At 64.9% G+C, this 25309-nt stretch carries 18 protein-coding genes and 2 pseudogenes; 14 read left to right on the top strand and 6 right to left on the bottom strand.

Annotated features, from left to right (window positions below; translation table 11 throughout):
- Window positions 1-874: 874 nt before the first annotated feature.
- Window positions 875-1138, top strand: a complete 264-nt coding sequence (locus tag FHT02_RS22305) for a DUF6961 family protein (RefSeq protein WP_425506463.1) — start codon at window positions 875-877, stop codon at window positions 1136-1138.
- 43 nt (window positions 1139-1181) lie between these two features.
- Here the strand turns inward: FHT02_RS22305 and FHT02_RS19050 are convergent, their stop codons facing one another.
- Window positions 1182-3017 (bottom strand): methyl-accepting chemotaxis protein, encoded by a 1836-nt coding sequence (locus tag FHT02_RS19050; RefSeq protein WP_184091415.1) that lies wholly within the window; start codon window positions 3015-3017, stop codon window positions 1182-1184.
- Window positions 3018-3149: 132 nt separating this feature from the next.
- Here FHT02_RS19050 and FHT02_RS19045 point away from each other — a divergent pair, with 132 nt between their 5' ends.
- Window positions 3150-3299 carry a hypothetical protein gene (locus tag FHT02_RS19045; RefSeq protein WP_184091413.1) on the top strand — a complete coding sequence of 50 codons (150 nt, stop codon included), beginning with the start codon at window positions 3150-3152 and terminating at the stop codon, window positions 3297-3299.
- Window positions 3300-3414: 115 nt separating this feature from the next.
- The gene (locus FHT02_RS19040; protein WP_184091411.1) at window positions 3415-3591 is read left to right on the top strand and encodes a hypothetical protein; all 177 of its coding nucleotides are present in this window, start codon (window positions 3415-3417) and stop codon (window positions 3589-3591) included.
- Window positions 3592-3874: 283 nt separating this feature from the next.
- On the opposite strand, the gene FHT02_RS21970 is transcribed toward FHT02_RS19040, so the two are convergent.
- Window positions 3875-4009, bottom strand: coding sequence for a hypothetical protein (locus FHT02_RS21970; protein ID WP_281393308.1), 135 nt, complete (start codon window positions 4007-4009; stop codon window positions 3875-3877).
- 135 nt (window positions 4010-4144) lie between these two features.
- Here FHT02_RS21970 and FHT02_RS19035 point away from each other — a divergent pair, with 135 nt between their 5' ends.
- Window positions 4145-4663, top strand: a complete 519-nt coding sequence (locus FHT02_RS19035; protein WP_184091409.1) for a response regulator transcription factor — start codon at window positions 4145-4147, stop codon at window positions 4661-4663.
- A gap of 633 nt (window positions 4664-5296) precedes the next feature.
- Here the strand turns inward: FHT02_RS19035 and FHT02_RS19030 are convergent.
- Both FHT02_RS19030 and FHT02_RS19025 read right to left on the bottom strand, forming a co-directional pair.
- Window positions 5297-7774: a glycoside hydrolase family 3 protein gene (locus FHT02_RS19030; RefSeq protein WP_184091407.1), complete on the bottom strand. Its 2478-nt coding sequence runs from the start codon at window positions 7772-7774 to the stop codon at window positions 5297-5299.
- Between the two features lie 223 nt (window positions 7775-7997).
- A pseudogene (locus FHT02_RS19025) lies at window positions 7998-8193 on the bottom strand (IS110 family transposase); the annotation flags it as partial.
- Between the two features lie 65 nt (window positions 8194-8258).
- Between FHT02_RS19025 and FHT02_RS19020 the strand changes: the two are divergent.
- The 4 genes from FHT02_RS19020 to FHT02_RS19005 all read left to right on the top strand — a co-directional run bounded on the left by FHT02_RS19020 (window position 8259) and on the right by FHT02_RS19005 (window position 14229).
- Window positions 8259-8864, top strand: a complete 606-nt coding sequence (locus tag FHT02_RS19020; protein WP_343057007.1) for an alpha-amylase family protein — start codon at window positions 8259-8261, stop codon at window positions 8862-8864.
- Entirely contained in the window at window positions 8861-11767 is a 2907-nt protein-coding gene (gene galA, locus FHT02_RS19015; protein WP_184091402.1) for a beta-galactosidase GalA, read from the top strand. Before FHT02_RS19020 ends, galA begins: the two co-directional genes overlap by 4 nt.
- Window positions 11768-11924: 157 nt before the next feature.
- Window positions 11925-12929 (top strand): cellulase family glycosylhydrolase, encoded by a 1005-nt coding sequence (locus tag FHT02_RS19010; RefSeq protein ID WP_184091401.1) that lies wholly within the window; start codon window positions 11925-11927, stop codon window positions 12927-12929.
- A gap of 76 nt (window positions 12930-13005) precedes the next feature.
- A complete protein-coding gene (locus tag FHT02_RS19005; protein ID WP_246352554.1) occupies window positions 13006-14229 on the top strand; it encodes an alpha-galactosidase in 1224 nt (407 codons plus the stop codon).
- A 346-nt stretch (window positions 14230-14575) separates the two neighbouring features.
- Here FHT02_RS19005 and FHT02_RS19000 read toward each other — a convergent pair.
- Window positions 14576-14725 (bottom strand): annotated as a pseudogene (locus FHT02_RS19000) (integrase); the annotation flags it as partial.
- Between the two features lie 73 nt (window positions 14726-14798).
- Here FHT02_RS19000 and FHT02_RS18995 point away from each other — a divergent pair.
- From FHT02_RS18995 to FHT02_RS18970, 6 genes are all read left to right on the top strand, one after another.
- Entirely contained in the window at window positions 14799-16130 is a 1332-nt protein-coding gene (locus FHT02_RS18995; protein ID WP_246352553.1) for an MFS transporter, read from the top strand.
- A gap of 121 nt (window positions 16131-16251) precedes the next feature.
- Entirely contained in the window at window positions 16252-19635 is a 3384-nt protein-coding gene (locus FHT02_RS18990) for a glycosyl hydrolase 2 galactose-binding domain-containing protein (RefSeq protein WP_184091395.1), read from the top strand.
- Window positions 19602-21068 carry a carboxylesterase family protein gene (locus FHT02_RS18985; protein ID WP_184091393.1) on the top strand — a complete coding sequence of 489 codons (1467 nt, stop codon included), beginning with the start codon at window positions 19602-19604 and terminating at the stop codon, window positions 21066-21068. Before FHT02_RS18990 ends, FHT02_RS18985 begins: the two co-directional genes overlap by 34 nt.
- 132 nt (window positions 21069-21200) lie before the next feature.
- A complete protein-coding gene (locus FHT02_RS18980; protein WP_246352552.1) occupies window positions 21201-21788 on the top strand; it encodes a GDSL-type esterase/lipase family protein in 588 nt (195 codons plus the stop codon).
- A gap of 71 nt (window positions 21789-21859) precedes the next feature.
- Window positions 21860-23197 (top strand): glycoside hydrolase 5 family protein, encoded by a 1338-nt coding sequence (locus FHT02_RS18975; protein ID WP_221239589.1) that lies wholly within the window; start codon window positions 21860-21862, stop codon window positions 23195-23197.
- 59 nt (window positions 23198-23256) lie between these two features.
- A complete protein-coding gene (locus FHT02_RS18970) occupies window positions 23257-24276 on the top strand; it encodes a cellulase family glycosylhydrolase (protein ID WP_221239588.1) in 1020 nt (339 codons plus the stop codon).
- Here the strand turns inward: FHT02_RS18970 and FHT02_RS18965 are convergent.
- Window positions 24225-25250: a glycosyl hydrolase gene (locus tag FHT02_RS18965; protein ID WP_184091419.1), complete on the bottom strand. Its 1026-nt coding sequence runs from the start codon at window positions 25248-25250 to the stop codon at window positions 24225-24227. The two genes, FHT02_RS18970 and FHT02_RS18965, sit on opposite strands and share 52 nt — an antisense overlap.
- Window positions 25251-25309: the final 59 nt, after the last annotated feature.

Raw genomic sequence — 25309 nt, 5'->3', positions numbered from 1 at the left:
ATTGTCGCTTCCCAATCCACCACACCGGTGCCCTTGCGGCAGCGGAGAGTAGCCTTCGCCTGTTGACTCAGGCCGCGATAGAGAAGCCGCCCTTCGTTCAGCTTCGACCGCTGCAGGTTCAACGTCGTGAAAAACGGAAGCTTGGCTTGGGGCGAGGGAGCTCCATGCGTCCCGAGCACCGGCTTCCGCGGGTGTAACTTGAAGTTCACCGGACCCATAGCGCAAGGCTATCAGTGAGGTTAAGGATACGAAGGTACTCCACAGGTATGTGGAGGTTGAACTGCAAGGTGCAGCGCGAAGAACGCCCAGAGACACGCCGCGCGAGAGAGCTGTGGATGTAGTTCGCTCCAAGCATCTTTATGATCGATTGTGATGCGAGGGGCTGGCGCCACTAGGTTTACAGAACGGACCGCGGCGTCGATGGGCTTCGGAATGCGAGAAGATGATCATGCCAACGCGCTTTTGGTAGCGAACACACACGTTCCGGCCCCCGGATCGGAATTGGCTCCATATCTAGTTCGCGCTCTGGGAGGCGCGTTGATCCTTCTGATCTGCTTCAGCTTTTTGAAGCTCTATACGCCTCAAGGCATAGCTTTCGTAATCTGCCTCGTAGGTTCCGGTGTGGCGGCATGGTTTGATCACCGTTTCTGGGATCGAAGGCATGAGAATTGCTACGAAGCGGAATTGAGATTGCGAAAAGCGCGAGCACTTCACGAACGTCAGTAGCTACTTCGTTGCTGGGACCTGCATCGGCAGGACGAGACATCCGTTCCGTAGCTGAAGACATCGGCTCGTCGGCCTAGGTCGACGGCAGCTTCAAGGTTGAGCCCCTGGTTCGTGCGGTCATATTGCGCTGCGCGATCCGAGCTCCCTCATGCCGGAAGCTGGCGGAGCCTGCCTCCGCTGGCAACCTGGGCGATCTTATCGATGGCGGCGAGCAAGGCGGTTGACGGGAGAAGAGGAGCCTCTTGCCGAAGCTCTCGCCGTCGAGAGCATGCACGGCGACGACGCTCCCGACCACGTCTATGAACGCGTGAAAGCGCCCGCCGAAGCGGGCGACATGGCTGGCGTGAAGCGCTGGATGCAGATCGGCGACCGGCTCGACCGGTTCGAGCGCCTGGACAGGTCGGCGAATTGACCGGCGGCGCTAGTGCGCCGCCGGTCAGAAGGGCGGGATTGGATTAGAAGCTTGCCCAGTCGTCACGCGCTTGCGGCGAAATGGACGCGGGTAACGACTTCGAGGGCGAAGTGTATCCCGTATTGCCGGGCCGCTTTGAGGAGGCCGGATGGAACGTCTTTGGTGTCGCGGTGCCGACTTCGAATTTTGCAGACTGCTCGGCGAGCACCGACACTTCACTCGACAGATTGCGCGCAGCGGCCGAGGTTTGCTCCACCATGGCTGCATTCTGCTGTGTCGCCTGGTCCATGGTGCCAATGGCGACGCTAATCTGGCTGATGGCGGTCGACTGGGCCTGATTGTCGGTCGCGATCTGGCCAAGCAGCGCATGTACCTCGGCCACATCGCCTGAGATGTTCGCAAGCGCACCATCGACCTTCTGAACCATCTCCACCGCCGAGACGATGTCGGACTGGGTAGCGGTCAGCTGATCGCGAGCACGCCCAGCTTCTTCCTCTGCACGCATGGCGAGCGCAGATACCAAGTCGGCGACCACTGCGAACCCGCGACCAGCTTCACCAGCGCGGCCCGCCTCCACGGCGGCATTCATCGCCAGAACGCGGGTTTGAAAGGCGATCTTATCCAGCCCCTCGATAACGCTATCGATCCCCTTGGCGCTCTCGTTCACCCGTGTCATCGCGCGCATCGCCTCGTCGGCGACATCACGCCCGCCCTGCACGGTAGAAATGGCTCCGTCAGCGCGCATCACGGTGCGGTTTGCGGCGTCGGAGGTCGCCTTCAGGCGCCCGTCCATCTGCGTCACAGCAGCCGACGTCTCCTCGAGACTGGCGGCATTCGCCTCCGTTCGCCGCGCCAGATCCTCCGACGCTTGGGCGATCTCTCCCGAGCCCGTGCGAATTGCAGCTGCGCTCTCGGCTACTGAGCCAATCAATGCACGCAACTCTGCCAGGGCAAGGTTGAAGTTGTTCTTCAGCGCTACATAGCTATCCGGGAAATCGACCGTAATCTCTTTCGTAAGATCGCCTTGCGCCATGGCAGAGAGGCCTTCCGAGAGACTGGTTGTAACGATATTTTGAACCGCAGCAGCCGTTGTGGCCCCGTCGCGCTCCTTTGCGACGACGGAGGCGACGAACGCGTCAACGGCACGAGCGATATCTCCAATCTCATCCTGCTGCTCGAGATGCGGAACACCCGCTTTCCCGTCTGCGGATGCTAAGGCGCGGATCGCTATCGCAAGGTTCTGAATGGGCGATACCACCTTCCGCGCGACGATGAAGATGGATGTGGCTAGTACAGCGACTCCGATCAGCGCCAATACGACCAGCAGTACAAGCATCGCGCTGGCAGTCTCGAGCGCGGTATGCGTCTCCTTCTCGGCGACGTCGATCTGAAGCGAGACCAACTTCCCGATCGCCTCTGATACAGGATCTATCGTTTGGTACAGCTCTGTGGTTACGAACTGGTCAAGCGCAGCCTGATCCTCTGAGCGCAGGATCGCTTCTAGCTTGTCGGTAGCGGAGGAAGCCTTTGCCATCGCAGCTTCGGCGGACTTCGCAAGGACTTCCTCATCACCTACGATCTTGGTCGCGCGGTATCGCTTCCAAGCACCATCGAGTTCACGTTCACCGCGGATCAATGTGTGAAGCGCAGCCGCGTTAGTGACGTTTCCATTCCGAGCTTTGTGCGCTGCGTCGACTACTTGCACGGCGTAACCATCTGCTACGAGCTTCAGGTCCTTTAGCGGCAGAACGCGATCGTTAAGCACCGTAGATAGAGACGCCTCGCCTGAACGTGCGCTCCAGGTGAATCCACCAACCAGAGTGATTAACGTGATTCCGAGCACCGCTAAGGCGCCAAACAGCTTCTGCTTGATAGTCATCCAACCTCCGACTGCCCCAGTCGAGGAGCCTTAGCCATTTTAGACGGTGAGCGGTCGGATCTGCTCAAATCTAAGGAAATAGCGTCCTAAGGCGCCTTGATCGGCAACCCTGGAACAAATGGAGGAAGAGTGATGTCGGAAGAGGAGCGCCTCGCCGTAGCCCTCGCCTGTGAGTGCGTGAAGGCGCTTGCTGAAGCTGGCGATATGGACGGCGTAAGGCGCTGGATGGAAGTTAGCGAATGGCTCGGCCGACGCAAGCGTCCGGAAGAGCCGACAAACTGAAACTTCGGTCGGCGGTCGCTACCGCTAAACCGACGATTAGCGAAGCTCCCATCGAAGCACAGGTGGCCGCCGCCGGACATGGGCCCGGCGGGGCGTTGCTTTACCAGCGACCCTGATGATCGTGCTTCTGGCGATGAATGCGAGCGCTGGCGCGATCCTGCCGGCGGTCAAGTCGGGCACGCTCCCGGTTGATAAGGCGCCCCCCGATCCAGCGCATGCGATCTTCAGCACGGGCAATTCGCCCCTGATTGCGCTGCAAGCGTTGGTATTCGCGCCTATTCAGCTCACCTGAACGCATTCCCTGTTGGATACGGTGCTGCTGGTTGTACTAATGGGACTCAACCTGCGCTTCAGCCGGGACTGCTGCGACTGCGGTAGCGAGCCCAAGCGCAGCCTACATAAGAAATTTCGTTATCAAACCTCTCCGGACCGATAGCAGCACTTGTAGCCCGACAATGTTGATCAGGCGCTGAACGTCGCGTTCACAACGTACGCGGTGACCAACTGTCGAGCGGCATCTTGGAGGCCGCCGCCGCCGCTTCGGCCGGTCTCACACTCCCGATCCGCTTAAGCGTTCAGGCTCCCAGAAGCCGCAGCTCATAAGCAAGAGCCATATCCATATGGGCGCGGAACACCTTCATGGTCTCCGCTTTGAGAGCTGCGACACGCTCTTGAGCTGCGCGACGGCGGAGATAATCGACTTCAAACATGCAATGCTTTCAATAACGCGCAAGTTCTACTTAATCATTTGTTAACGTGCGCCTCGGTAGTTTTCCGGAGGAAGGCACCTCGGTCCGGATCGTCGTCGTCGAGCATGGTCTCCTACGGTTTACCAGGGAAGTTTGATGGCCCGCATCGTCTATGTCGAAGACGACGAGATTGTCGCCGAACTCGTTAAGTCGATCCTCACTAGAGTGGGGCATTCCGTCACTGTTCTGGATCACGGCACGCTGGCGTACGACACCATTGCGTTCAAAAAGCCTGATCTCGTAATCCTCGACCAGAATGTGCCAGGAATGGACGGTTTGGACCTCCTGCGCATCGTGCGACGGAATCCATCCTTATACTGCCCCGCTGTTCTGATGCTTTCGGCGAAAGGGGGCGAAGATGCCATCGCTGAGGCGTTAAGCGCGGGCGCTAGCGACTACTTGGTAAAGCCGTGCGCCCCGCAAGATCTGGTTAGACGCGTAGAGAGGATCTTGGATGATCACACTGCTAGGGAGTGTTCCTTGCGGTCGGTGTCCGCCTCTCGTGCCGACCCACCATGGCTGGTAAGCTCTGCAACGGCTTCGATGATGAAGGCGATGTTCATTGGCGGGGTTCCTCCGCTGCGGTGCAGATGGGGTCGTCGGGCTGGCGGGTAGGTGCTAGGGTTTCTTCCTTTGCCTGCCCGGCCGAGCCGGACCTGATCCATAAGCCGACGGCAAGCAGGGCGAAGTTTTGCCAGGTGCCGATCATGTCGCCCTTTCACGGCATCATTGGACCACCCAACCACGTACGCGCTGACCGCCGCGAAGACGGAGCAGCACGAAGGAGGTCCGCGACACTGGCCAACCTCGGCAGCTGAGCGCCAGTAGCTGCCATTGCAGCATACCTGACCGCTTCCCAATAGCTGCCCTCCGTTCATCTTCGGCGCACGCCGAGGTTTCTGTCGCACTTTGGGTGGTTTAGCGACAGTCGGCTTTCGGGAGCGAGCGCTGGTAAGCTGCCGGCGCGTCAAATCTTGGGGCAAGCGGGAACGATGATCGACCCGCTCCGCACCATCATCTGACCGCAGATACCAGTGTCCGGCAGGGTCTGGTGTTCGGGCAGGAAGGATAAGTGGTGGCAAGGCGGTTCGGCTTTTTGCTGGTGATCGTCGGCACGCTACTCTGTTCCGCATCGTTCGCTGCGTCACCATTACCGCTCGGCTTAAGCTGTACGGTGATCGGGTCTTGAACATGCGCAGAACAAACCACCAGCAAGCCCAGTGAAGCCGGCCCTGCCTGAGCCGGCCATCAGCGCGGGCAGGGGGCTCCCCCCACCGCCGCGCTGGTGATGCGGACGCCGGAAATGTCGAGTTGCAGCGGCCTCGCGGAGGACACTACGAACGGCCGCGTGATCGCCTCCATGTTGGCGCCACTGGCCGCGAAGCAGCGCAGCGGCACTGCAAACTCGCCCCACTGCCCCGATGCCGCCGTCATCAGCGAGGTGACGGGCACGGTCGCGGTCTGGCCGCCCTCCATCGCGACGGAGACGCCGGCGGGCTTTGCCGCGGCCCGGTACTCAACCACCAGGCTCAGTTCGCCATTGGCCTCGCGCCGCAGGTCGAGCGGGGTCATCACCGCCAGCGCCCCCTCGCCCTGCCCGGTCCAGGTCAGCCGCACGCTGTCCTCCTGGCTGCGGCGGTCGACCCGCGACTGCGCGATCGAGCCCGAGGTGGTCCAGCCCGGCCCCTGCGCCAGCCGGCCGCGCACGAACAGCGCGTTCTGGTCGATCGTCACGCCCGCTGGCCGCGTCTCGTCCAGCTTCGCCACCGACTGGGGCGCGGCATAGCTCAGGCCATAGCCGATCGGGAACAGCGCGTCGTAATTCGGGTCGCGCTTGTTCAACACATATTGGTCGAGCCGCTTGGGCCAGGAGAAGCTGAGCTTGCCCGCGAAGTCGCGCCGCGGCTTGCCGGCGCGGTCGCCGATCAGCACGTCGGCGACGCCGCGGCCCTCCGTGCCGGGCAGGAAGGCCGCAACGAACGCGTCCGCCGCGTTCATCTCCGGGTTAACCCACATCGGCCGGCCAGACAGGAACACCGCGACCACGGGAATGCCCGCCGCCTTCAGCTTCTTGAGCAGCACCAGATCGGCCTTGTCGCCGGGGCTGTATTCCAACGTCGGGCGGTCACCCATGAACTCGGCATAGGGCGTTTCGCCGAACACCACGACTGCCGCATCCGGCTTGGCCTGGAAGCTGCCGTCGACCGAGAGGGCCGCGCGGCCGCCGCCGGCACGCACCGCCTCGTCGATGCCGCGCCAAATCGACTGACCGTTCGGGAAATCCTTGTTGGTCATGTCCGTGCTCTGCCAGCTGATCGACCAGCCGCCAGACTGCTGCGCGATGTTGTCCGCGCCGCGGCCGGCGACCAGGATGTTGGCCGACGGCTTCAATGGCAGCACGCCGCCATTGTTCTTGAGCAGCACCAGCGACTTCGCCACCGCCTCGCGCGCGATGGCGCGATGCTCCGGGCTGCCGAGCTGGTTGAACTGGCCCGCCAGCGCGCGGGTCGACGGCCGGCCCCGATCGAAGCTGCCGGCGATCACCTTGACGCGCAGGATGCGGCGCACCGCATCGTCGAGCCGTGCGGCGGAAATACGCCCGTCCTTCGCCTCGGCCAGCGTGTTGGCGTAGAGCTCCTTCCACTTCGGGCCGGAATACATGAACATGTCGAGGCCGGCGTTGATCGCCGCCGCGCAATCCTCCGTGGTGCAGCCGGGCACCTGACCGTGCGCGTTCCAGTCGGACACGGTGAACCCGTCGAAACCCAAACGATCCTTGAGCACGCCGGTCAGCAGGCTCTTATTGCCGGTCATCTTTTCGCCGTTCCAGCTGGAGAAGCTGGGCATCACGATCAGCGCGCCGGCTTCCAGGCCGGTGACGTAACCGGCGGCGTGGACGTCGCGCAGCACCGCCTCGGACGCTCGCGTGTCGCCCTGGTCGCGGCCGCCGGTGCCGCCGTCGCCGAGAAAGTGCTTGATCGAGGACATGACCCGGCCAGGACCCATGAAGTCGCGGCCGACCTCGCCCTGCAACCCTTCAACCATCTTGCCCGAATAGGACGCGACGATCGCCGGGTCCTCCGAATAGCTTTCGTAGGTGCGGCCCCAGCGATCGTCCTGCACCACCGCCACGGTCGGCGCGAAGCTCCAGTCGATGCCGGTCGCGGCGGTTTCTTCTGCGGTAGCGCGACCGATCTTCTGGATCAGCGCCGGATCGCGCATCGCTCCCAGGCCGATATTGTGCGGGAAAAGCGTCGCGCCGATGATGTTGTTGGCGCCGTGCACCGCGTCGGTGCCCCAGATCACCGGCACCTGAGGCCGGCCATCGGTGCGCTTCATCGACGCGTCGTAGAATGCGTCGAAGAGCTTCAGCCATTCGGCCGCCGGCGCGCGCTCGTCACCATTGGGCGCCGAGTTGCCGCCGTTCAGGATGGAGCCGATCTTGTACGTCTCGACGTCCTTTGGCGTGATTGAAGCGATGTCGATCTGGAGCAGCTGGCCGACCTTGTCCTCGACCGACATGCGCTTCAGCATCGCATCGATCCGCGCTTCCACCTTGGGATCGCGACGACGTTTCATGTGGAGTTGTGGCCAGAGTTCCGGATGCGCCACCGCCGATGCGGTGGGGGCCGGGGCCGTCGCTGTCTGGGCCCAGACCGGCGTTCCGATCGCCGCCAGCGCAAGGCCGAGCGCCGCGCCCGCAACCGAGTTGCTCCGTGCTCGCATCTCCAAAATTCCCTATATTATTTTTTGCGTGGCATGGGGTAAAGAAGGGGGATGACGCGCCTGTCAATGAGTTCCGCAGCCTGACGCGGTGAATAAAGGTCGCAAACTACTACCGTTCACGAAACCTGGAAGAATGGCTGCGGAGGATGCGGCCAACAACGGGTCGTTCGAGGGCGATGGTCGCGCCGGTGCTCCTGGCGCCACTGGCCTCGCCATGCCGGCGCTCGGTACCGATCCGCACCAGCCGAGTACGCGCTGCTACCAACGTACGCGCAAAGCATGCTGTCGAAGCTCTTGGCCCGCACTTCCTTGTGGAAGCGGACCTTTGCCAGATAAGCGAGAGCGTCTGCATCGTTGGGGTCGGTCTTGTTGGCTGCCATGTCGAGCGCAGCCTTGGCATGACGCGCATCGATGAGCAGATCGGTCTTGTGAGCCCACAAGTCCGACATCCGCCGAGGAGCCACGATGCGCAATCGGCGGCTAGATCCTGTCGAAGACGTCGAAGATCGGCAACATGTGGCGAACGACCGGCGGCATCACTGACAAGTGGGAGGGCAAGTACAACTATAGCTGGGGCATCGCATCCATCGTCGATATGAACGAACCCCTATGGCTATATGCGGGGCCGGGTCACTGGAACGATCCAGATATGCTGGAGGTTGGCAACGGCGGACTGACGGACGTGGAGTACCGGGCCCACTTCTCACTGTGGGCGATGATGGCGGCACCGCTGATCGCCGGCAACGATCTAACCAACATGAGCGAGGCGACCCGTACCATTCTGCTGAACCGAGACGTGATCGACGTGGATCAGGATCCTTTGGGGAAGCAGGGACACCGCATTTCGGATACCGGCGATCTGGAGGTATGGTCAAAGCCCATGGCCGACGGCGGGAGGGCGCTGCTCTTCTGGAACCGCGGCAAGGCTCCAGCGCGGATCGGTGCGGACTGGACGTCCATGGGGTTGCCGAGCAAGTTACGCATGAACGTCCGCGATCTTTGGACTAAGAAGGACCTTGGACGATTGTCTGGCCGGTATGAGGCGGAAGTAGCGCTCCACGGCGTCGTTATGGTGAGGCTCAAGCCATGAAGCGCATCTGTTTTCCCCTGATCGTACTGCTTGCGACTTCCTGCCCTGGGGCTGAAGCGGTTCGGGCGCAGGACGCGCCCGCTGCCGCATCGGAAAAGGGAGGTGGGCGCGAACGCACGAACATCGACGCGGACTGGCGCTTCGCGCTTGGCCATGCCCACGATCCGGCGCGCGATTTCGGCTACAGCACGGCGCCGTTCTTCTTCGCCAAGGCCGGCTATGGTGACGGCCCGGCAAGCCCGAAGTTCGATGATCGGGCCTGGCGCCGGGTGGACGTGCCCCATGACTGGGGGGTGGAGGTGCCGTTCAGCTCCAAAGCGGAGGCGAACCATGGATCGCGTGCGATCGGGCCGGGATTTCCTGAGAACAACATCGGCTGGTACCGGAAGACCCTGACCATCCCGGAAAGCGACCGGGGCCGGCGCATTGCCGTCGAGTTCGACGGCATCTTCCGCAACGGGGTCATCTGGTTCAATGGGCATTATCTGGGGCGGGAGCACAGCGGCTATTCGAGCAGCCGCTTCGACCTGACGGATTACATCAACTATGACGGACCCAACACCCTGGTGGTGCGGGTGGACACCAGCACGTTCGAGGGATGGTTCTACGAGGGCGCCGGCATTTACCGCCATGTCTGGCTGACCAAGACCGACCCGCTCCACATTCCCCAGTGGGGCACGTACGTCACCACGACCCTGCAAGGCGCCGATGCGGAGGTGACGGCACGCGCGACGATCCGGAATGAGGATGTCCGCGCCCGGCAGTTCACCGTTCGGCAGGAGGTAATTGGCCCGGACGCCCGCAGCCTAGCGACGACGCAGGGTGCGGCCCAGCAGCTCGCCCCGGGCGCCAGCATCGATCACTCAACGGTGCTGCCGCTCAAAGGCGCGCAGCTGTGGTCGCTCGACACCCCGGTGATGCACCAGCTGGTCACCACCGTCTTGGAGGGTGGAGCTGTGCGCGACCGCTACGTCACCCCCTTCGGCGTGCGCACGATCCGGTGGGACCCGAATACCGGCTTCTGGCTGAACGGCCGCCACGTCAAGCTGAAGGGCACCAACAACCATCAGGACCACGCGGGCATCGGCGCGGCCTTGCCCGACGAAATGCAGGTCTATCGGCTGGAGCGACTGAAGGCGATGGGCAGCAATGCCTATCGCGCGTCCCACAACCCGCCCACGCCCGAGCTGCTGGACGCTGCCGATCGCTTGGGCATGCTGGTGATCGACGAGCACCGGATGATGGGCACCGCCCCGGAGCTGCGCGACCAGCTCGATCGGATGGTGCTGCGCGACCGGAACCACCCTTCCGTCATCCTGTGGTCCGTCGGCAACGAGGAATGGGCGATCGAGGGCAAGGAGGTGGGCGCTCGTCTTACCAAGCTGATGCAGGCTCGGGTACGCGAACTCGATCCAACCCGTCCTTCCACGGTCGCGACCGCGAGCAACGACACCAGCGGTACCGCAACCACGACGGAGATCGCCGGCCTCAACTATATCGCGCAGCATAACGCCGATGCATACCACCAGGCACGTCCGGACGTGCCGGTGGTGATTACGGAAGAGGGCCAGACCACCACGACCCGCGGGATCTATTTCGACGACCGCGATGCCTCGCATCTCGCCGCCTACGACCGGCCTCCACGCCCCGTTGAATCAAGCAGCATCGAGCAGGCCTGGCGGGCGATCGCGCAGCGTCCCTGGATGGGGGGCATGTTCGTGTGGACCGGCTTTGATTATCGCGGGGAAACCACGCCATTCGGCTGGCCGGCGATCAGTTCGCAGTTCGGGATGCTCGACACCACCGGGCTGTTCAAGGATACCGCCTGGTACCTCAAGAGCCAGTGGACCGAGGCGCCGATGGCGCACATTGTCGGCCACTGGAACTGGCCCGACCGGACGGGGCAGCCGATCCCGATCTGGATCTACGCCAATGCGGACGAGGCGGAGCTTTTGCTCAACGGCCGTAGCCGGGGCAGACAGAAGATGCCGGCATACGGGCATTCGGAATGGCAGGTGCCCTATGCGCCGGGTGTGCTGACAGCACGTGCCTATCGCAGCGGCAAGCTTGTCGCATCGGATCGGGTCGAGACGACGCAGGCGCCGCAGGCGCTCAAGCTGTCCGTCGAGCGGCCCGGACTGCCAAGCGCCGCGCGCGACGTGGCGGTGGTGACGGTCAGCGCCGTCGACGCCAAGGGCCGTACCGTCCCGGTTGCGGCGGACAAGGTGACCTTTGAACTGAAAGGAGCGGGCCGGATCATGGGTGTCGGGAACGGCGATCCATCCAGTCACGAACCCGATCAGTTCCTGGACAAGGTCGCGGTGGATAGTGTCACCGGCTGGGAGATGGCCGACCTCGACGCGGGAAGCGCCGCTTCCGGACTGCCGCCTCTGGCAAGCCTTCAATGGCGCGATCCCTTCCGTTGGTACCCGCCCGGCGCTGGGCCAGCGACCCCGCAGGGCTTTGTGCTGCGCGCTCGCTGGGAGCCGTCCACCGAGACTGGAGCCACTCGGCGCACGCTGTTCCTGCCGCGCCTGTCGCCCGGCCAACGCGTGTTCGTCGGCGGAGTGGACGTGACGGCGGCGATGGCGCCGAATGGCAGCGGCGTCGCGGCGGCGCTTCCTACGTCGACCATCCAGAAATCGGGCACCCAGGACATCGTCATCGTCGTTCCCCAAGGCGGGGAAGCGGCACTGGGTGCGCTGCAAGACGTCGGCGCCAACGGCAAGAACGTCGCATATATTCAGTCAGTCAGCCCGGCTGAGCCTTGGTCACGATCGCTGTTCAACGGCCACGCGCAGGTGATCGTCCGGTTTGGTAGCGGCAGTGCTCGGCCCGCGCGCCTTGTCGCGACCGCACCAGGGCTCAAGCCCGCGAGCGTGAGCCTTGTTCCCGCGCGCTGAGCTTCGCGAGTGAGGAGCATGGCATTGGCCGGGACTCGTTTCAGGCTGCCACGATTGCCCAATCAACCTCGCCTACGGGTGCGTGTCTTAATCCAACGAGCGCGCCCTGTAACCAGTCGTCCTTCAAGCAGGAGCATGTGATTTGATCAGAGCCTTGTTGGCCGGCCTGTTGTGCGTAGCGCCCCTCTCTGCCAACCCTGACGCGGCTCCGGTCGAGACTGGCACGATGACAGTTCGGGGACGATTTCTCTACACGGCGGCCGGCGAGCGTGTGGTGCTGCGCGGAGTCAACGAGATGTTCTCCTCATCTCCCGACCCAACGGGCGAGCGCACGTTGCCGGAAATCCCCAAGACCGGCGCCAACGCCGTCCGCATCATGACCCAGCCGCGCTACCCCGCAGCAAGCCTCGACGCTATCATCCACAACACCGTCGCGAACGGCATGATTCCGATCGTCGAGTGTCACGCCGCCACAGGCAAGTGGGAGAAGCTGGGCGACTGCGTCGCGTACTGGACCCGCGAAGACATCGCCGCAGTGATCCGCCGTCATCAGCGCTGGGTGCTGGTTAACATCGCCAACGAAGCCGGCAAGGAGGTGTCGCAAAGCGATTTCCTGGCCGGGTATCGGGACGCGATCGCGCGTATCCGTTCAGTCGGTATCGAAGTTCCACTCGTGATCGACGGATCTGATTGGGGGAAAGAGTACCGAATGCTGCTCGACAGCTGGGCTCCACTCAACGCGGCCGATCCACGCCACGCCATCATCGTTTCCGCCCATAGCTATTGGGTGGGAACGGAGGAGGAGCGCAAGGCACCTTACCGCGAGATCATCGCCCGCGGAAGGCAGGACAACATCCCATTCCTGCTTGGCGAGGGCCCGACCGCCGCGGGATGGGACTGCAAGCCCTCGCCTTCCCGGTGGGCGATGGGCGAGTTGCAGCGGGCGGAGATCGGCTGGCTGACTTGGTCGTGGGGAATGGTGCCGAACGGGGATTGCCGGGAGGAGAACCGATACGATGTGACGGACGGGGGCCGGTTCGGCGCCTGGAAGTCGGCATCGGGAGAAGCCATGATGATCTCCGATCCGGCCAGCATCCGCAACACGTCACGCAGGCCCTGCTCGATCAGCGATGCCGGCGTCGGCTGCGTTCAGCCGGAGTGACGGCGCCGCACTTCATGACGGCGGGCTTGCACAGTCAGACAAATATTCCACAAGTGGTTCTCGAGAGGAAGTTTCGTTGAAAAAGCTGTTGCATCTGTCTGCACTCGCGCTGCTGCAGTTCGCCATCGGCGTGGCGCATGCCCAAGACCAGTTCGTCGATCCGAACACGCTGCGTCCGTCGCTGGATCCGAACCGCAAAGCCAACGGGTTAGCACAAACGCCGCAGATGGGATGGAACAGCTGGAACAAGTTCGGCTGCAACATCGACGAGAAGACGGTACGCCGGATCGCCGACGCCATGGCGACGAGCGGCATGCGCGACGCGGGATACGAGTATGTCGTGATTGATGATTGCTGGCACGGCGATCGCGATGCGAACGGCTTCATACAGGAAAGCCGCGAGAAATTCCCTTCCGGCATGAAGGCACTGGCCGATTACGTCCACTCCCGCGGGCTCAAGTTCGGCATCTACTCCGATGCCGGCACCAAGACCTGCGGCGGAAAGCCCGGCAGCCTCGGACACGAGTATCAGGACGCACTCACCTACGCCCGGTGGGGCGTCGACTACCTCAAGTACGATTGGTGCTCGACCGGCACGCTCAACGCGGAGAGCGCCTACGCTCTGATGTCGGACGCGCTCAAGGCCACGGGACGTCCAGTGCTGCTCGCGATATGCGAATGGGGCAACAACCGCCCATGGGAATGGGGTAAGAAGATCGGCAATTCCTGGCGCACCAGCAGCGACATCCGCGACGCGTGGAAAGGGCGGGAAAAATGGTCCATCGGGGTCGTCGACATCGTCGATGTCAACGAGCCGCTTTACCCCCATGCCGGACCCGGACACTGGAACGACGCCGATATGCTGGAGGTTGGCAATGGCGGGATGACGGACACCGAATACCGTTCGCACTTCAGCCTTTGGTCGTTGATGGCTTCACCGCTGATCGCCGGCAACGACATCACGAACATGAGTGCCGAGACGCGCGCAATCCTGCTGAACAAGGAGGTGGTCGCGGTCAATCAGGACAGGCTCGGTCAGCAAGGTCGCCGGGTGCGTGACGATGGCGACCTGGAGGTCTGGTCGAAGCCGCTGGCCGACGGCAGCCGCGCCGTGATCCTGTTCAACCGCTCGGAGAAGCCTGCCGAGATCGCGGTGGACTGGCCGGAGATCGGCCTCACGCGCTCAGTACGTGCGGACGTGCGCGATCTATGGGCGCACCGATCAGTGGGCAAGATTGCTGGCCGCTACGCCGCCCGGGTGCCGGCGCATGGCGTGGTGATGGTCAGGGTGACGCCCTGATCGCAACCCTTAGGTCGAGCTTTTTGCACGCGGATCAAGGCGCGTGCTACTATGCTGCTGACGGCTTAAACGAGACCGCCTTCCCCGAAAATGTTCGCGATCGGCTTTCACTGGAAATCGGCCGCTCGAGACAGACAAATGGGACTACTGCGCCTGGCCCCGTGTGACGGGTTTCAGTACCGGCCCTTCGTCGCTCGAGCGAGCGGGACTGGGTCAGACCCGGCTCGCATCGGAAAGACCCATCCTTCGTCGGTTAGGCCCCCCGTTTCAGAAGGGCTGTAATGGGACGCATAGCGATCCGGCATGGGAGCGGCCCGTCGTTAGCCAAGTCAGGCCGCCCCGAGCGTCAGATCTCGGTTCGCTCTGCGAGAATCAGAGCATCTTCTATATCCACGCCGAGATATCGAACCGTATTCTCGATCTTCGTATGACCCAGTAGGATCTGGATCGCGCGAAGATTGCCGGTGGCCTTGTAGATCATCGACGCCTTCGTCCGGGTCGGGATGTCCTCGCCATGCAGGGGGACGCAGAAGTTCCCCGCGAGGGAAGCACAGGCAGAGGAGGCTGGTTTGGCACACACAAGGCATGCGGGGACGGTGCTCGCGTTCGCCGCGGTGACGACGCTTTTCTTCGCCTGGGGCTTCATCACCTCGCTGGTCGATCCGCTGGTCGCGGCGGTGAAGGGCATCTTCAGCCTGACCGACGTGCAGGCACAAGCCTCCGCGTTCGCCTTCTTCTTTGCCTATTTCGTGGTGTCGCTCCCCGCCGCGGCGCTGGTCGCCCGGCTGAAGTCGGTCAACTCGATCTTGGTCGCCCTGTGCACGATGATCGGCGGGTGCCTGCTGATGCTCGCGGCGGCCAACCTGGCCAATTACTGGCTCGTGCTGTTCGGCCTATTCGTGCTCGCGGCCGGCATCACCGTCCTTCAGGTGGCGGCAAACCCCCTCGCCGCCGCGCTCGGCGATCCGCGCCACAGCCACCTGCGGCTCACGCTCAGCCAGACGTTCAACTCGTTCGGCACCTTCCTCGGCCCGCTGCTCGGCGCGCACCTGTTCCTGGAGGGCGTCGAGGTGAAGCCGGGCACCGTCATCAGCCCCGCGGTTCGCGCCGAGGCGCTCGCCGGGATCGACATGGCGTATCTGTGGATCTGTGGGCTGATCGCCGCGCTGGCCGTGTTCTTCTGGCTGAGCCGCCGCGTCGTGGAACGCGCCGCCCCGCCGAGCGGCACCACCACCGGGCTGCTCGCCGCCTTCACATCGAAATGGGCGCTTTTCGGCGCGGCGGCGATCTTCCTGTATGTGGGCGCGGAAGTCGCGATCGGCACCCAGATGGCGCTGTTTCTGAACGACAATGCGATCTGGGGGCAGTCCGACGCGGCGTTCGGCATTCCGCTGCTCGGCTATGCCATGGGCAGCGACGGCGTGCCCGGCGTCTCGCTGCAGGAGGCCGGCAAGGCAGTCGCCTTCTATTGGGGCGGCGCGATGGTCGGCAGAGCGATCGGCTCGGCGTTGCTCGCCCGGTTGCCGGCTGCGCCGCTGCTTGCCGTGTTCACCGTCGTCGCGGCGGCGATGTGCCTGTATGTCGCTTTGGTCGGCGGCGTGTCGGCCGGCTTCGTGGCGCTCTCGATCGGGCTGTTCAACTCGATCATGTTCCCGGTCATCTTCACGCTGACGCTGGAGCGCTCCGACGCCAGCGCCGAATCGACCTCCGGCCTGCTGTGCACCGCGATCGTCGGGGGCGCGATCGTCCCGCTGCTCGTCGGACTGGTGTCGCAGTCGAGCGGCTATGCCTTCGCGCTGGTGGTGCCCGCGGCCTGCTATGTGCTGCTGACGGTGTTCGCGCTGGCGGCGCGGCGTGCGCCGGTGGTCGAGCGGGATACGGCAGCGGTGTCGATCCACTAGAAGGCCGCATACGCGACAATTTATAAAATCATTGAATTTAATTGTTCGGCCTGCTTTCTTGCTTGTGCCGGTGACGGGCCAGGAGCGTCCGCGCCAAGACGGGAGAGAGCAGGTGGGCAGGATGATGCTGGGATTGCTGCTGGCGACGGCCACGATCCCGCCGGCGATCGCAGGCATTCCGGAGAACGGCGGTCCGTATAACGCGTCGTTCCTGCAGGGCGGCGTGGGGATCGGGCGCGCGCTTCGCGGCGCCGACGCGATGGTGCGCACGGGTGGTGCCTACACCCTGTCGGCCTGGGTCCGCAGCGACTCGCTCCAGAAGGGTCGCGTGACGCTGATCGCGCTTGGCGACTCCACCGCAGGGTATCGCGCGCTGGCGCTCAACGACGGCAGGCTCGAGCTCATCGATGGCGAGCGGCGGCTGACCGACGGTAGTCGGCTTGCGGCGAACCGCTGGATCCATGTCGCGGCGGTGTATGACGGCAGCTCTGCACGGCTCTATGTCGACGGTCGGGCGCGCGGGCGTGCGCTGGCCCTGCGCTCGTCGGCGGTCGCGCCGCGGATCGGCATCGCCCCGGTAGTGCAGGGTGAGGTGCATTTCGGCGGCGCGCTGGTGCACGCCGTGGTCGACGACCAGCCCTGGTCGGCGCGCACGGTGCAGGCCGCGGCGGCGAACCCGCCCAAGTTTGACCTCGTCCAGATGTGGCGCGTCGGGATCGGCTGGGAGTGGCAGAAGCAGGCCAATACCGGCCTGTGGCGCCAGCAGGATCCCTGGACGCTGCCCCAGGCGAAGGGCCCCGGCACCGCGCCGGTGGCCAAGCCCGTGCCCGCTCTGCCGTCTGTGCAGCCGATCGCGCCCGGACGTTGGCAGCTGAATGGCTGGCGGCTGGCGGGCGCCCCCGACGTGAAGCAGGACGGCGGGCAATTGTCGCGCCCGCAATTCGACGCGCGCAAGTGGCACGCCGCCACCGTGCCCGGCACTGTGCTGACCACCTTGGTTGACCGGGGCGTCTATCCCGACCCCTATTACGGCCTCAACAACATGGCGGTGCCGGAGAGCCTGTCGCGCCAGGACTGGTGGTATCGCACCAGCTTCGACGTGCCGGCCGAGGCTGCGGGGCGCGACCTCACGCTCGTGTTCAACGGCATCAACTATGCCTCCGAGGTGTGGGTGAACGGCGCCAAGCTGGGCACCACCACCGGCGCGTTCATCCGCGGGCGCTTCGACATCACCCCGGTGGCGGGTGAAAACGTGATCGCGGTGCGCGTGTCGCCCCCGCCTCATCCCGGCATCCCGCACGAACAATCGATTGCGGGCGGCGTGGGCGAAAATGGCGGCCAGCTGGCGATCGACGGCCCGACCTTCGTCGCAACCGAAGGCTGGGACTGGATCCCCGGCATCCGCGACCGCAACACCGGCATCTGGCTGCCGGTCGAGCTGGAGGCGCATGGCAATGTGCGCCTGCTCGATCCGAAGATCATCACCGACCTGCCACTGCCGCGCACCGACTGCGCCGATGTGCACGTCTCGGTGCCCGTCGAGAACAAGGGCGCCGCGCCTGCACAAGTCACCGTGCGCGCGAGCTTCGACGGGCAGGCCCTGGAAAAGACCGTCACGGTAGCGCCGGGGGTGACCGAGGTCGCCTTCGCCCCGCTCACCGTGCGCAATCCCAAGCTGTGGTGGCCCAATGGCTATGGCGCGCAGGCGCTGCACGACATGCGTTTCACGGTGCAGGCAGGCGGGCGGGAGTCCGACAGCAAGACCGTCCGCTTCGGCATCCGCGAGGTCAGCTACGACCTGTCGCTGTTCGACGCCAAGGGCGCGCTGCGCCGAGTCAACGTCCAGACCACCGATGGCGGGCTGAGGGGTGAGAAGCTGATCGCGGTCAACCATGAGGCGATCAAGCAGAGCCCACGCGGTTGGGCGGAGTCGCTGACCCCCGCCGGCGAGCGCTCGAGCGCGGTGGCCGACGTGGACGAGACACTGCCCGAGCCGCACCTCACCATCCGCGTCAACGGCGTGAAGATCGCCGCGCGCGGGGGCAATTGGGGCATGGACGATGCGATGAAGCGCATCGATCGCGCGCGGCTCGAACCCTATTTCCGCCTCCAGAAAGAGGCGAACATGAACATCATCCGCAACTGGATGGGCAACAACAGCGAGCCGCAATTCTACGATCTTGCCGACGAATACGGCATGATGGTCATGAACGATTTCTGGCAATCGACGCAGAACTTCCAGGTCGAGCCGCAGGATCCGCAGCTCTTCCTCGCCAACGCCCGCGACACGGTGGCGCGCTATCGCAACCACCCCTCGATCGTCCTGTGGTTCGGCCGCAACGAAGGCGTGCCCTACCCTGCGCTGAACGAAGGCCTGGACGATGTCGTCCACCAGCTGGACGGCACGCGCTGGTTCGCCGGCAGCTCCAACGTGGTCAATCTGCAGGGATCGGGCCCGTACAATTATCGCCCGCCCGTCGGCTATTTCACCGATCTCGCCACCGGGTTCTCGGTGGAGACCGGCACGCCGTCACTGTCGACGGTGGAATCGATCCGCTCCCATGTGCCGGATGCCGACCGCTGGCCGCTCAGCGACACGCTCGCCTATCACGACTGGCACTTCGCCGGGAATGGCGACACCAAGACCTTCATGCAGGCGCTGAGCGCCATGTTCGGCCCGGGCACCAGCCTCGAGGATTTCGAGCGCAAGGCGCAGATGATGAACCTCGAGACGCACAAGGCGATGTACGAGGGCTTTCTGGGCCATCTCTGGACCAAGAACTCCGGCCGGCTGCTCTGGATGACGCATCCCGCCTGGCCGTCCAATGCCTGGCAGATCTACAGCTGGGACTATGACACCCATGCCGCGTATTACGGGGCGAAGAAGGCGACCGAGCCGCTGCACGTCCAGCTGAACCTGCCGGACAACGCGCTGGTGGTGCTCAACACCACGCGCGAGGACGTGCGCGGGCTCACCGCCACCACGCGCGTGGTCAGCCTCGACAATCGCGAATTGTTCACGCGCAGCGACCGGGTGGACGCGCTGGCCAATCGCGCTACGCAGCTCGCCGCGGTGCCGCTCGACACGCTCTATGCACAGAGCCCGGTGGTTCTGGTCTCGCTGCAGCTCACCGATGGTGCTGGCAGGCTGGTATCGGAAAACTTCTATTGGCGCGGGCGCGACACCGCATCGTACCAGGCACTGAACGGGCTGGCGAAGGTGACCCTCGCGGCGCAGGTGGCGGCTCCGGTGGCGGACGGCAGCGACAGGCTGGTCCGTGTAACCTTATCCAATCCCAGTCAGACTCCGGCACTCAATGCCAAGCTCACGCTGGTGAATGGTCGGGGCGAGCGCATCCTGCCGGCCTTCTACAGCGATAATTACGTCGCGCTGCTGCCGGGTGAAAGCCGCGTGATCGAGGTGCGCTATCCCGCGACGATCGATGCGACGCCCTCGTTCACGCTCAATGGGTGGAACGTCGCCGCGGCGAAGGTCACGCCGTGATCGCGCTCGCGCTCGCGCTGCTGGCCGCCGCGCCGCAGGAAGTGCCGGTCACGGGCGGCATCGTCGCAGGCACGCCGGCAGCCGATGGCGGATCGATCCTGTTCCGCGGAATCCCCTTTGCCGCGCCGCCCACCGGCACGCGGCGATGGAAGGCGCCGCAGCCGGTAGTGCCCTGGTCGGGCGTGCGCGCCGACACTCCCGATGCGCCGGCCTGCGTCCAGAACGATTATGGCTGGAACCGCGGCGACTATCTGCGCGGGGCCGAGGACTGCCTGACCCTCGACGTTGCGACGCCGTCGCTCGCCGGCAAGCGCCCGGTGATGGTGTGGATGCACGGCGGGTCGAACCGCGCCGGCTCCGCGCGCGGTACCGTGCAGTCTTCGATCGCCCGGGAAGGCATCGTGCTCGTGGCCATCCAGTACCGGCTGGGCGTGTTCGGCTTCCTGCCCCACCGCGGCGCGGCGGCGGAATCGGGCGGCACCGCCGGCAATTACGGGCTGATGGACCAGGTCGCGGCGCTCCGCTGGGTGCAGGCGAACATCGCGCGCTTTGGCGGCGACCCCGCCAACGTCACCATCTTCGGCGAGTCCGCGGGGTCGCAGGACGTGTCGTTGATGCTCGCCGCGCCGGACGCGGCGCCGCTGTTTGCCAAGGCGATCCTGGAGAGCGGGACTCCGGGCTTCGGCATGCCGCCGCGCCCCATTGCCGACGGCTTGGCACTGGGCGACCAGGCGGACGCGCTGCTCGACACCGGCGGTTCGATCGCCGAGTTGCGCAAGCGATCGGTGCCGGCGTTGCTCGCCGCCGACCTCAAGCTGACCGACGCGACGCTGCGCACCAACGATTATATGTGGTTGCGCACTACCGTCGACGGCCGGCTGCTGCCGTCGGCGCCGCGCGCGCTGCTGGCCGCGGCCCCTTCGAAGCCGGTGATCGTCGGCAGCAACCGCGCCGAGTTCGGTGCCGGCCCCGGTCAGCTCGACTGGAATAAGGCGCTGACCGCGACCTTTGGACCCAATGCGGCGAAGGCCCGTGGCTTCTATCGGTCCGACGATCCGCGGCTGGGGCATCCCGAGCTGCAATATGAGACCGACTGGGTGTTCCGCTGCCCCGCGGGCCGGCTGGCCGAGCTTCTTTCGGGCAAGGGTATGCCGTTGTGGCGGTACGAGTTCGACCTGGCTGAGGGCGGCGGGCGCACCAGCCATGGTGCCGAGCTCGCCTATGTGCTGGGGGGCGCAAGCTTCGCCCAGGGGCTGTCGCTGCGGCGCTATTGGCTGAACTTCGCGCGTACTGGTGACCCCAACGGCGCGGGGCTGCCGCGCTGGACGCGCTTCGATCCGAAGGCACAGCGCCATGTCCTGTTCGATGCGCGCGGGGTCAGTCAGGAGGCAAAGCTGCGCGCGCCGGTATGCTCGCTCCTGGAGGCATTATGACCGACTTCGTTCGCCGCGCGCTGCTCGCCGCCGGCCTCACGCTCCCGCTCGCCGCGCGTGCGCAGGACGACGAGAGCTGGGAGGAGAAGTGGAACCGGATGCTGCGCGAAGACTGGCCAGGGCTCGGCCGCTATGCCGATGCGAACCGCCAGCTTCTCGCCTCGGGCGCGAAGACCAATATCGTGTTCATGGGGGACTCGGATCACCGAGGGGTGGCGCGACAAGCGGCCGGGCTTCTTCAAGCTGGGGCGCGTGTGCCGCGGGATCGGCGGCGAGACCACGCCGCAGATGGTGCTGCGGATGATGGCCGACGTCGTGCATCTGAAGCCCCGTTTCGTGCACATAATGGCAGGAACCAACGACATTGCTGGCAATACCGGCAAGATGACGCTCGCGCAGAGCTTCGACAATTTCCGTATGATGACGACGATCGCACAGGCCCATGGCATCGCGGTTCTCCTCGCATCGGTGCCCCCCGCCGCGAACTTTCCCTGGCGTCCGGGCCTCGACACCGTCCGCCCCATCGCTGCGCTGAACCGGTGGCTGCACGACTATGCCGCTCAAAGCCAGGCAACGTTCGTCGACTACACGCCGACTCTGGCCGATGCTGCCGGTGGAATGAAGCCCGGCCTCGCATATGACGGCGTCCATCCCACCGAGCTCGGCTACGACCGGATCGCGGCGGTGCTCGAGCCGCTTCTCGCTGCGCGAGGGGTTTGAGGGCACGTGCGGGCCGGCCGGGTATGTTGCCCCCCGCAAGACCTTGAAGAAATGCAGACGGGAGAGCGGACTTGAAGACCATCATCGATCGGCGTGCGTTCCTGGGATCGGGCACGCTGCTCGCCGGATGTGCCGCGACCACGCCGCGCCTCGGATCGAGCCGCGCGGACGGGTTCGTTCGCCGCGAGAGCATGCGGCTGATGGTGGGAGACGAGCCGTACCGCTTCGTGGGAGCCAATCTGTGGTACGCGGCCTATCTCGGCGCGGACGCACCCTATGGCGACCGCGCGCGGCTGCGCCGTGAGCTCGATGCGCTGGCGGCGGTGGGCGTGACCAACCTGCGCATTCTGGCTTCGGCCGAGGAAGGTCCCTTGCGCAACTCGATCAAGCCGGGGTTCCGCACCGCCGGGGCGGACTATAACCAGACGCTGCTCGCCGGGCTCGATTTCGCGCTGGCGGAGATGGCCAAGCGGGGCATGCGGGCCGTGCTGTACCTCACCAATTTCTGGGAATGGTCGGGTGGCATGATGACCTACCTGTCCTACGTCAACGGCGGGCGGTACCTCGACATGAACGATCCGGCGCACCCCTGGCCGGCCTTCGCCAACTTCAATTCGCAATTCTACGGCAACGCGCAGGCAGTTGCGCTCTATCGCGACTGGATCCGCACGGTAGTGACCCGCACCAATGGCATGACGGGTCGACCCTATGCGCAGGACCCGACGATCATGGCGTGGCAGCTCGCCAACGAGCCGCGTCCTTCCGGCGATGAAGCACACGCCAAGCTGCCGGAATTCTATGCCTGGGTCGAGGGCAGCGCGGGCTTCATCAAGTCGCTGGATCCCAACCACCTGGTCTCGACCGGGAGCGAGGGGCTGAAGGGGGCGCTGGAGCGGGCGGACATCGTGCTCGCCGAGCACGCACCGGCCGCGATCGACTATCTCACCGTGCATATCTGGCCCAACAATTGGGGCTGGGTGCAGCAGAAGGATTTGGCATCGACCGCCGCGCGCGGCGAGGCGCTGACCGACGAATATATCGCGCAACACGTCACGCTTGCACGGCAGCTGAACAAGCCGATGGTGATCGAAGAGTTCGGCTATCCGCGCGACGGCGGCAGCAACGATCCCGCTGTGGCGACCACCTACAAGGACCGCTTCTACCGCCGGATTCACGCCGCGACGCTGGCGAGCATGCAGGCGGGCGGGCCCATCGCGGGCACAAACTTCTGGGCGTGGAACGGCGAGGCGCGCGCGGCGCATCCAGACTACAAGTTCCGCGAAGGCGACCGGCAATATATGGGCGACCCGCCGCATGAGCCGCAGGGCTGGTACGGCATCTTCACCGGCGACAGCACGGTCCGGCTGGTCGCCGACCATGCGCGCGCGATCGCGCGGCTGCCGCGGTGACCGCGAGAGGCGCGATGCTTGGATCGAGGGCGAGAACCGGAGCCGGCTGGCTGAGGCGCGTGCTGGGGCCCGCACTCCTGCTGCTCGGGCTGCTGGCGCCGCAGCTGGCATCGGCGGCGACCCCGGTTGAGCGACATGGCCAATTGCGCGTCGCCGGCAACCGCATCGTCGATCGGCACGGGGACCCCGTCGTGCTGCGCGGCATGTCGTTCTTCTGGAGCCAATGGGCCGGCGACTTCTACAATCGCGCGACGGTCGACCATCTCGTGGACGACTGGAAGGTCGATGTCGTCCGCGCGGCGATGGCGGTGCATTCGGGCGGTTATCTCGAGCATCCCGAGCGCGAGCGGCGTAAGGTCGAGGCGCTGGTCGAGGCCGCGGTAGCGCGGGGCATCTATGTGATCGTGGACTGGCACGCGCACCAGCCGGAGCCCGCCGCCGCGGGCGCGTTCTTCGAATGGCTGGCGGCGAAGTACGGCCACCTTCCCAACCTGATCTACGAGACCTATAACGAGCCGCTGCGCGAGCATGGCTGGCGCGAGACGGTGAAGCTCTATCACCTGGCAGTCATCCCTAGGATCCGCGCGCACGATCCCGACAATTTGATCATCGCCGGCACGCCGACCTGGTCGCAGGACGTGGACATCGCCGCGCGCGACCCGCTGCCCTTCACCAACGTCGCCTACACGCTGCACTTCTATGCGGGCACACATGGCGAGGAACTGCGCGCAAAGGCGCGGGCCGCGCTGGCGGGGGGCGTCGCGCTGATGGTAACCGAATGGGGGACCAGCGAGGCGGACGGGAACGGCATCCTCGCGGTGGCGGAGACGCGGCGCTGGTGGCGGTTCCTGGAGGAGCAGCAGCTGAGCTACCTGGCCTGGTCGGTGTCGGACAAGCCGGAAACCTCAGCGGCGCTGCGCCCGGGTGCGAGCCGCAAGGGCGGCTGGACTGACGCCATGCTGACGCCGGGTGGGGCGCTGATTCGCGCGCATTTGCGCGAGATGCACGACAGCCAGGCGCGCCCGCCTCAGCGCGGGCGCGGCCAGCCGGAGGCCGGCAGCTCGTCCAGCGTGAGGTAGCGTTCGGACGCGAAGTCGCGGCGCAGCTGATCGTGCCTGTTCTGCTTGGGATCGGTCAGCCAGCGCGTGTGCCAGGTCATGAACCACAGCCAGTCGGCATTCGGCCCCAGCGTGGCGGGGTCCGGCACTGGCCCGTTCTCGTGCAGGCAGATCGGCACGGTATCGCCGACAATCGCCTTCACCTGGGCGAACATCGGCGCCAAATTGCCATGATCCTCAACATAAATGTCCGCGCCGGCGATGTCGCAATAGTCGCGCCCGGGATAATAGGCCGCATCGACATTCTGCCCTGCCCAGCCGAGCACCCAGATCAAATTGTCGAGCTTTCGCACGCGCACATAATAATCGTACATCAGCCGCCAGAGCGACTTGAACGCCTCCGGCCCGTGCTTGCCCCACCAGAACCAGTCGCCGCTGAATTCGTGGAAGGGACGCCACAATACGGGGATCCTGCGGGCCTTGAGCATAGCGAGAAGCTTGGCGACATGCGCCATCTGGCGGACCATGGCCCGGTTCTGCGGCGTGCCGGGCGTCAGCGCCCGGGCGACGTCAAAGTTCTTCTTCGAATTCTCATAGCCCGTCCCGATGTCGGGGGCGCCCCAATGCCAGCAGATCGTGACGATGCCGCCCGCCTTGTGCCACGCGGTCGCGCGTGCGTTCACACCCGCTTCGTCGCGCGGCTCGATATAGTCGAACCCCAGCAAGGCAGGCTGTTCGCCGGTCACCCTCTGGAGATAGTCGAGCTCCAGGCGCGGGCCCTTCGGCGAGAAATTCTGCTCCTGCTGGCCGGTGAGCGTGTGCCTGCGATAAATCGACCAGAGATAGGCATATAGCGCCTTTGCCTCCGCGGTCGCACGGGGATTGCTGAGCATGCCGGGCGCAGGCGCGATCGCGTCCTGCGTGCGCGCGATGGCGGCGGCGGGGGTGCAGCCTAAAGCGGCGGCAGCGAGGATCGTTTCGCGTCGGTTGAGCATCGGCTTTTCGTCCCGTGAAATTGGCCGCAAGGACAGGGATCAGACCGGCGCAGATGCCC

The sequence above is a fragment of the Sphingomonas xinjiangensis genome (genome assembly GCF_014199255.1).
GTDB lineage: Bacteria > Pseudomonadota > Alphaproteobacteria > Sphingomonadales > Sphingomonadaceae > Sphingomonas > Sphingomonas xinjiangensis.
The sequence above is the reverse complement of the archived record's forward strand: the minus strand, read 5'-3'. Positions and strand labels throughout refer to the sequence as shown.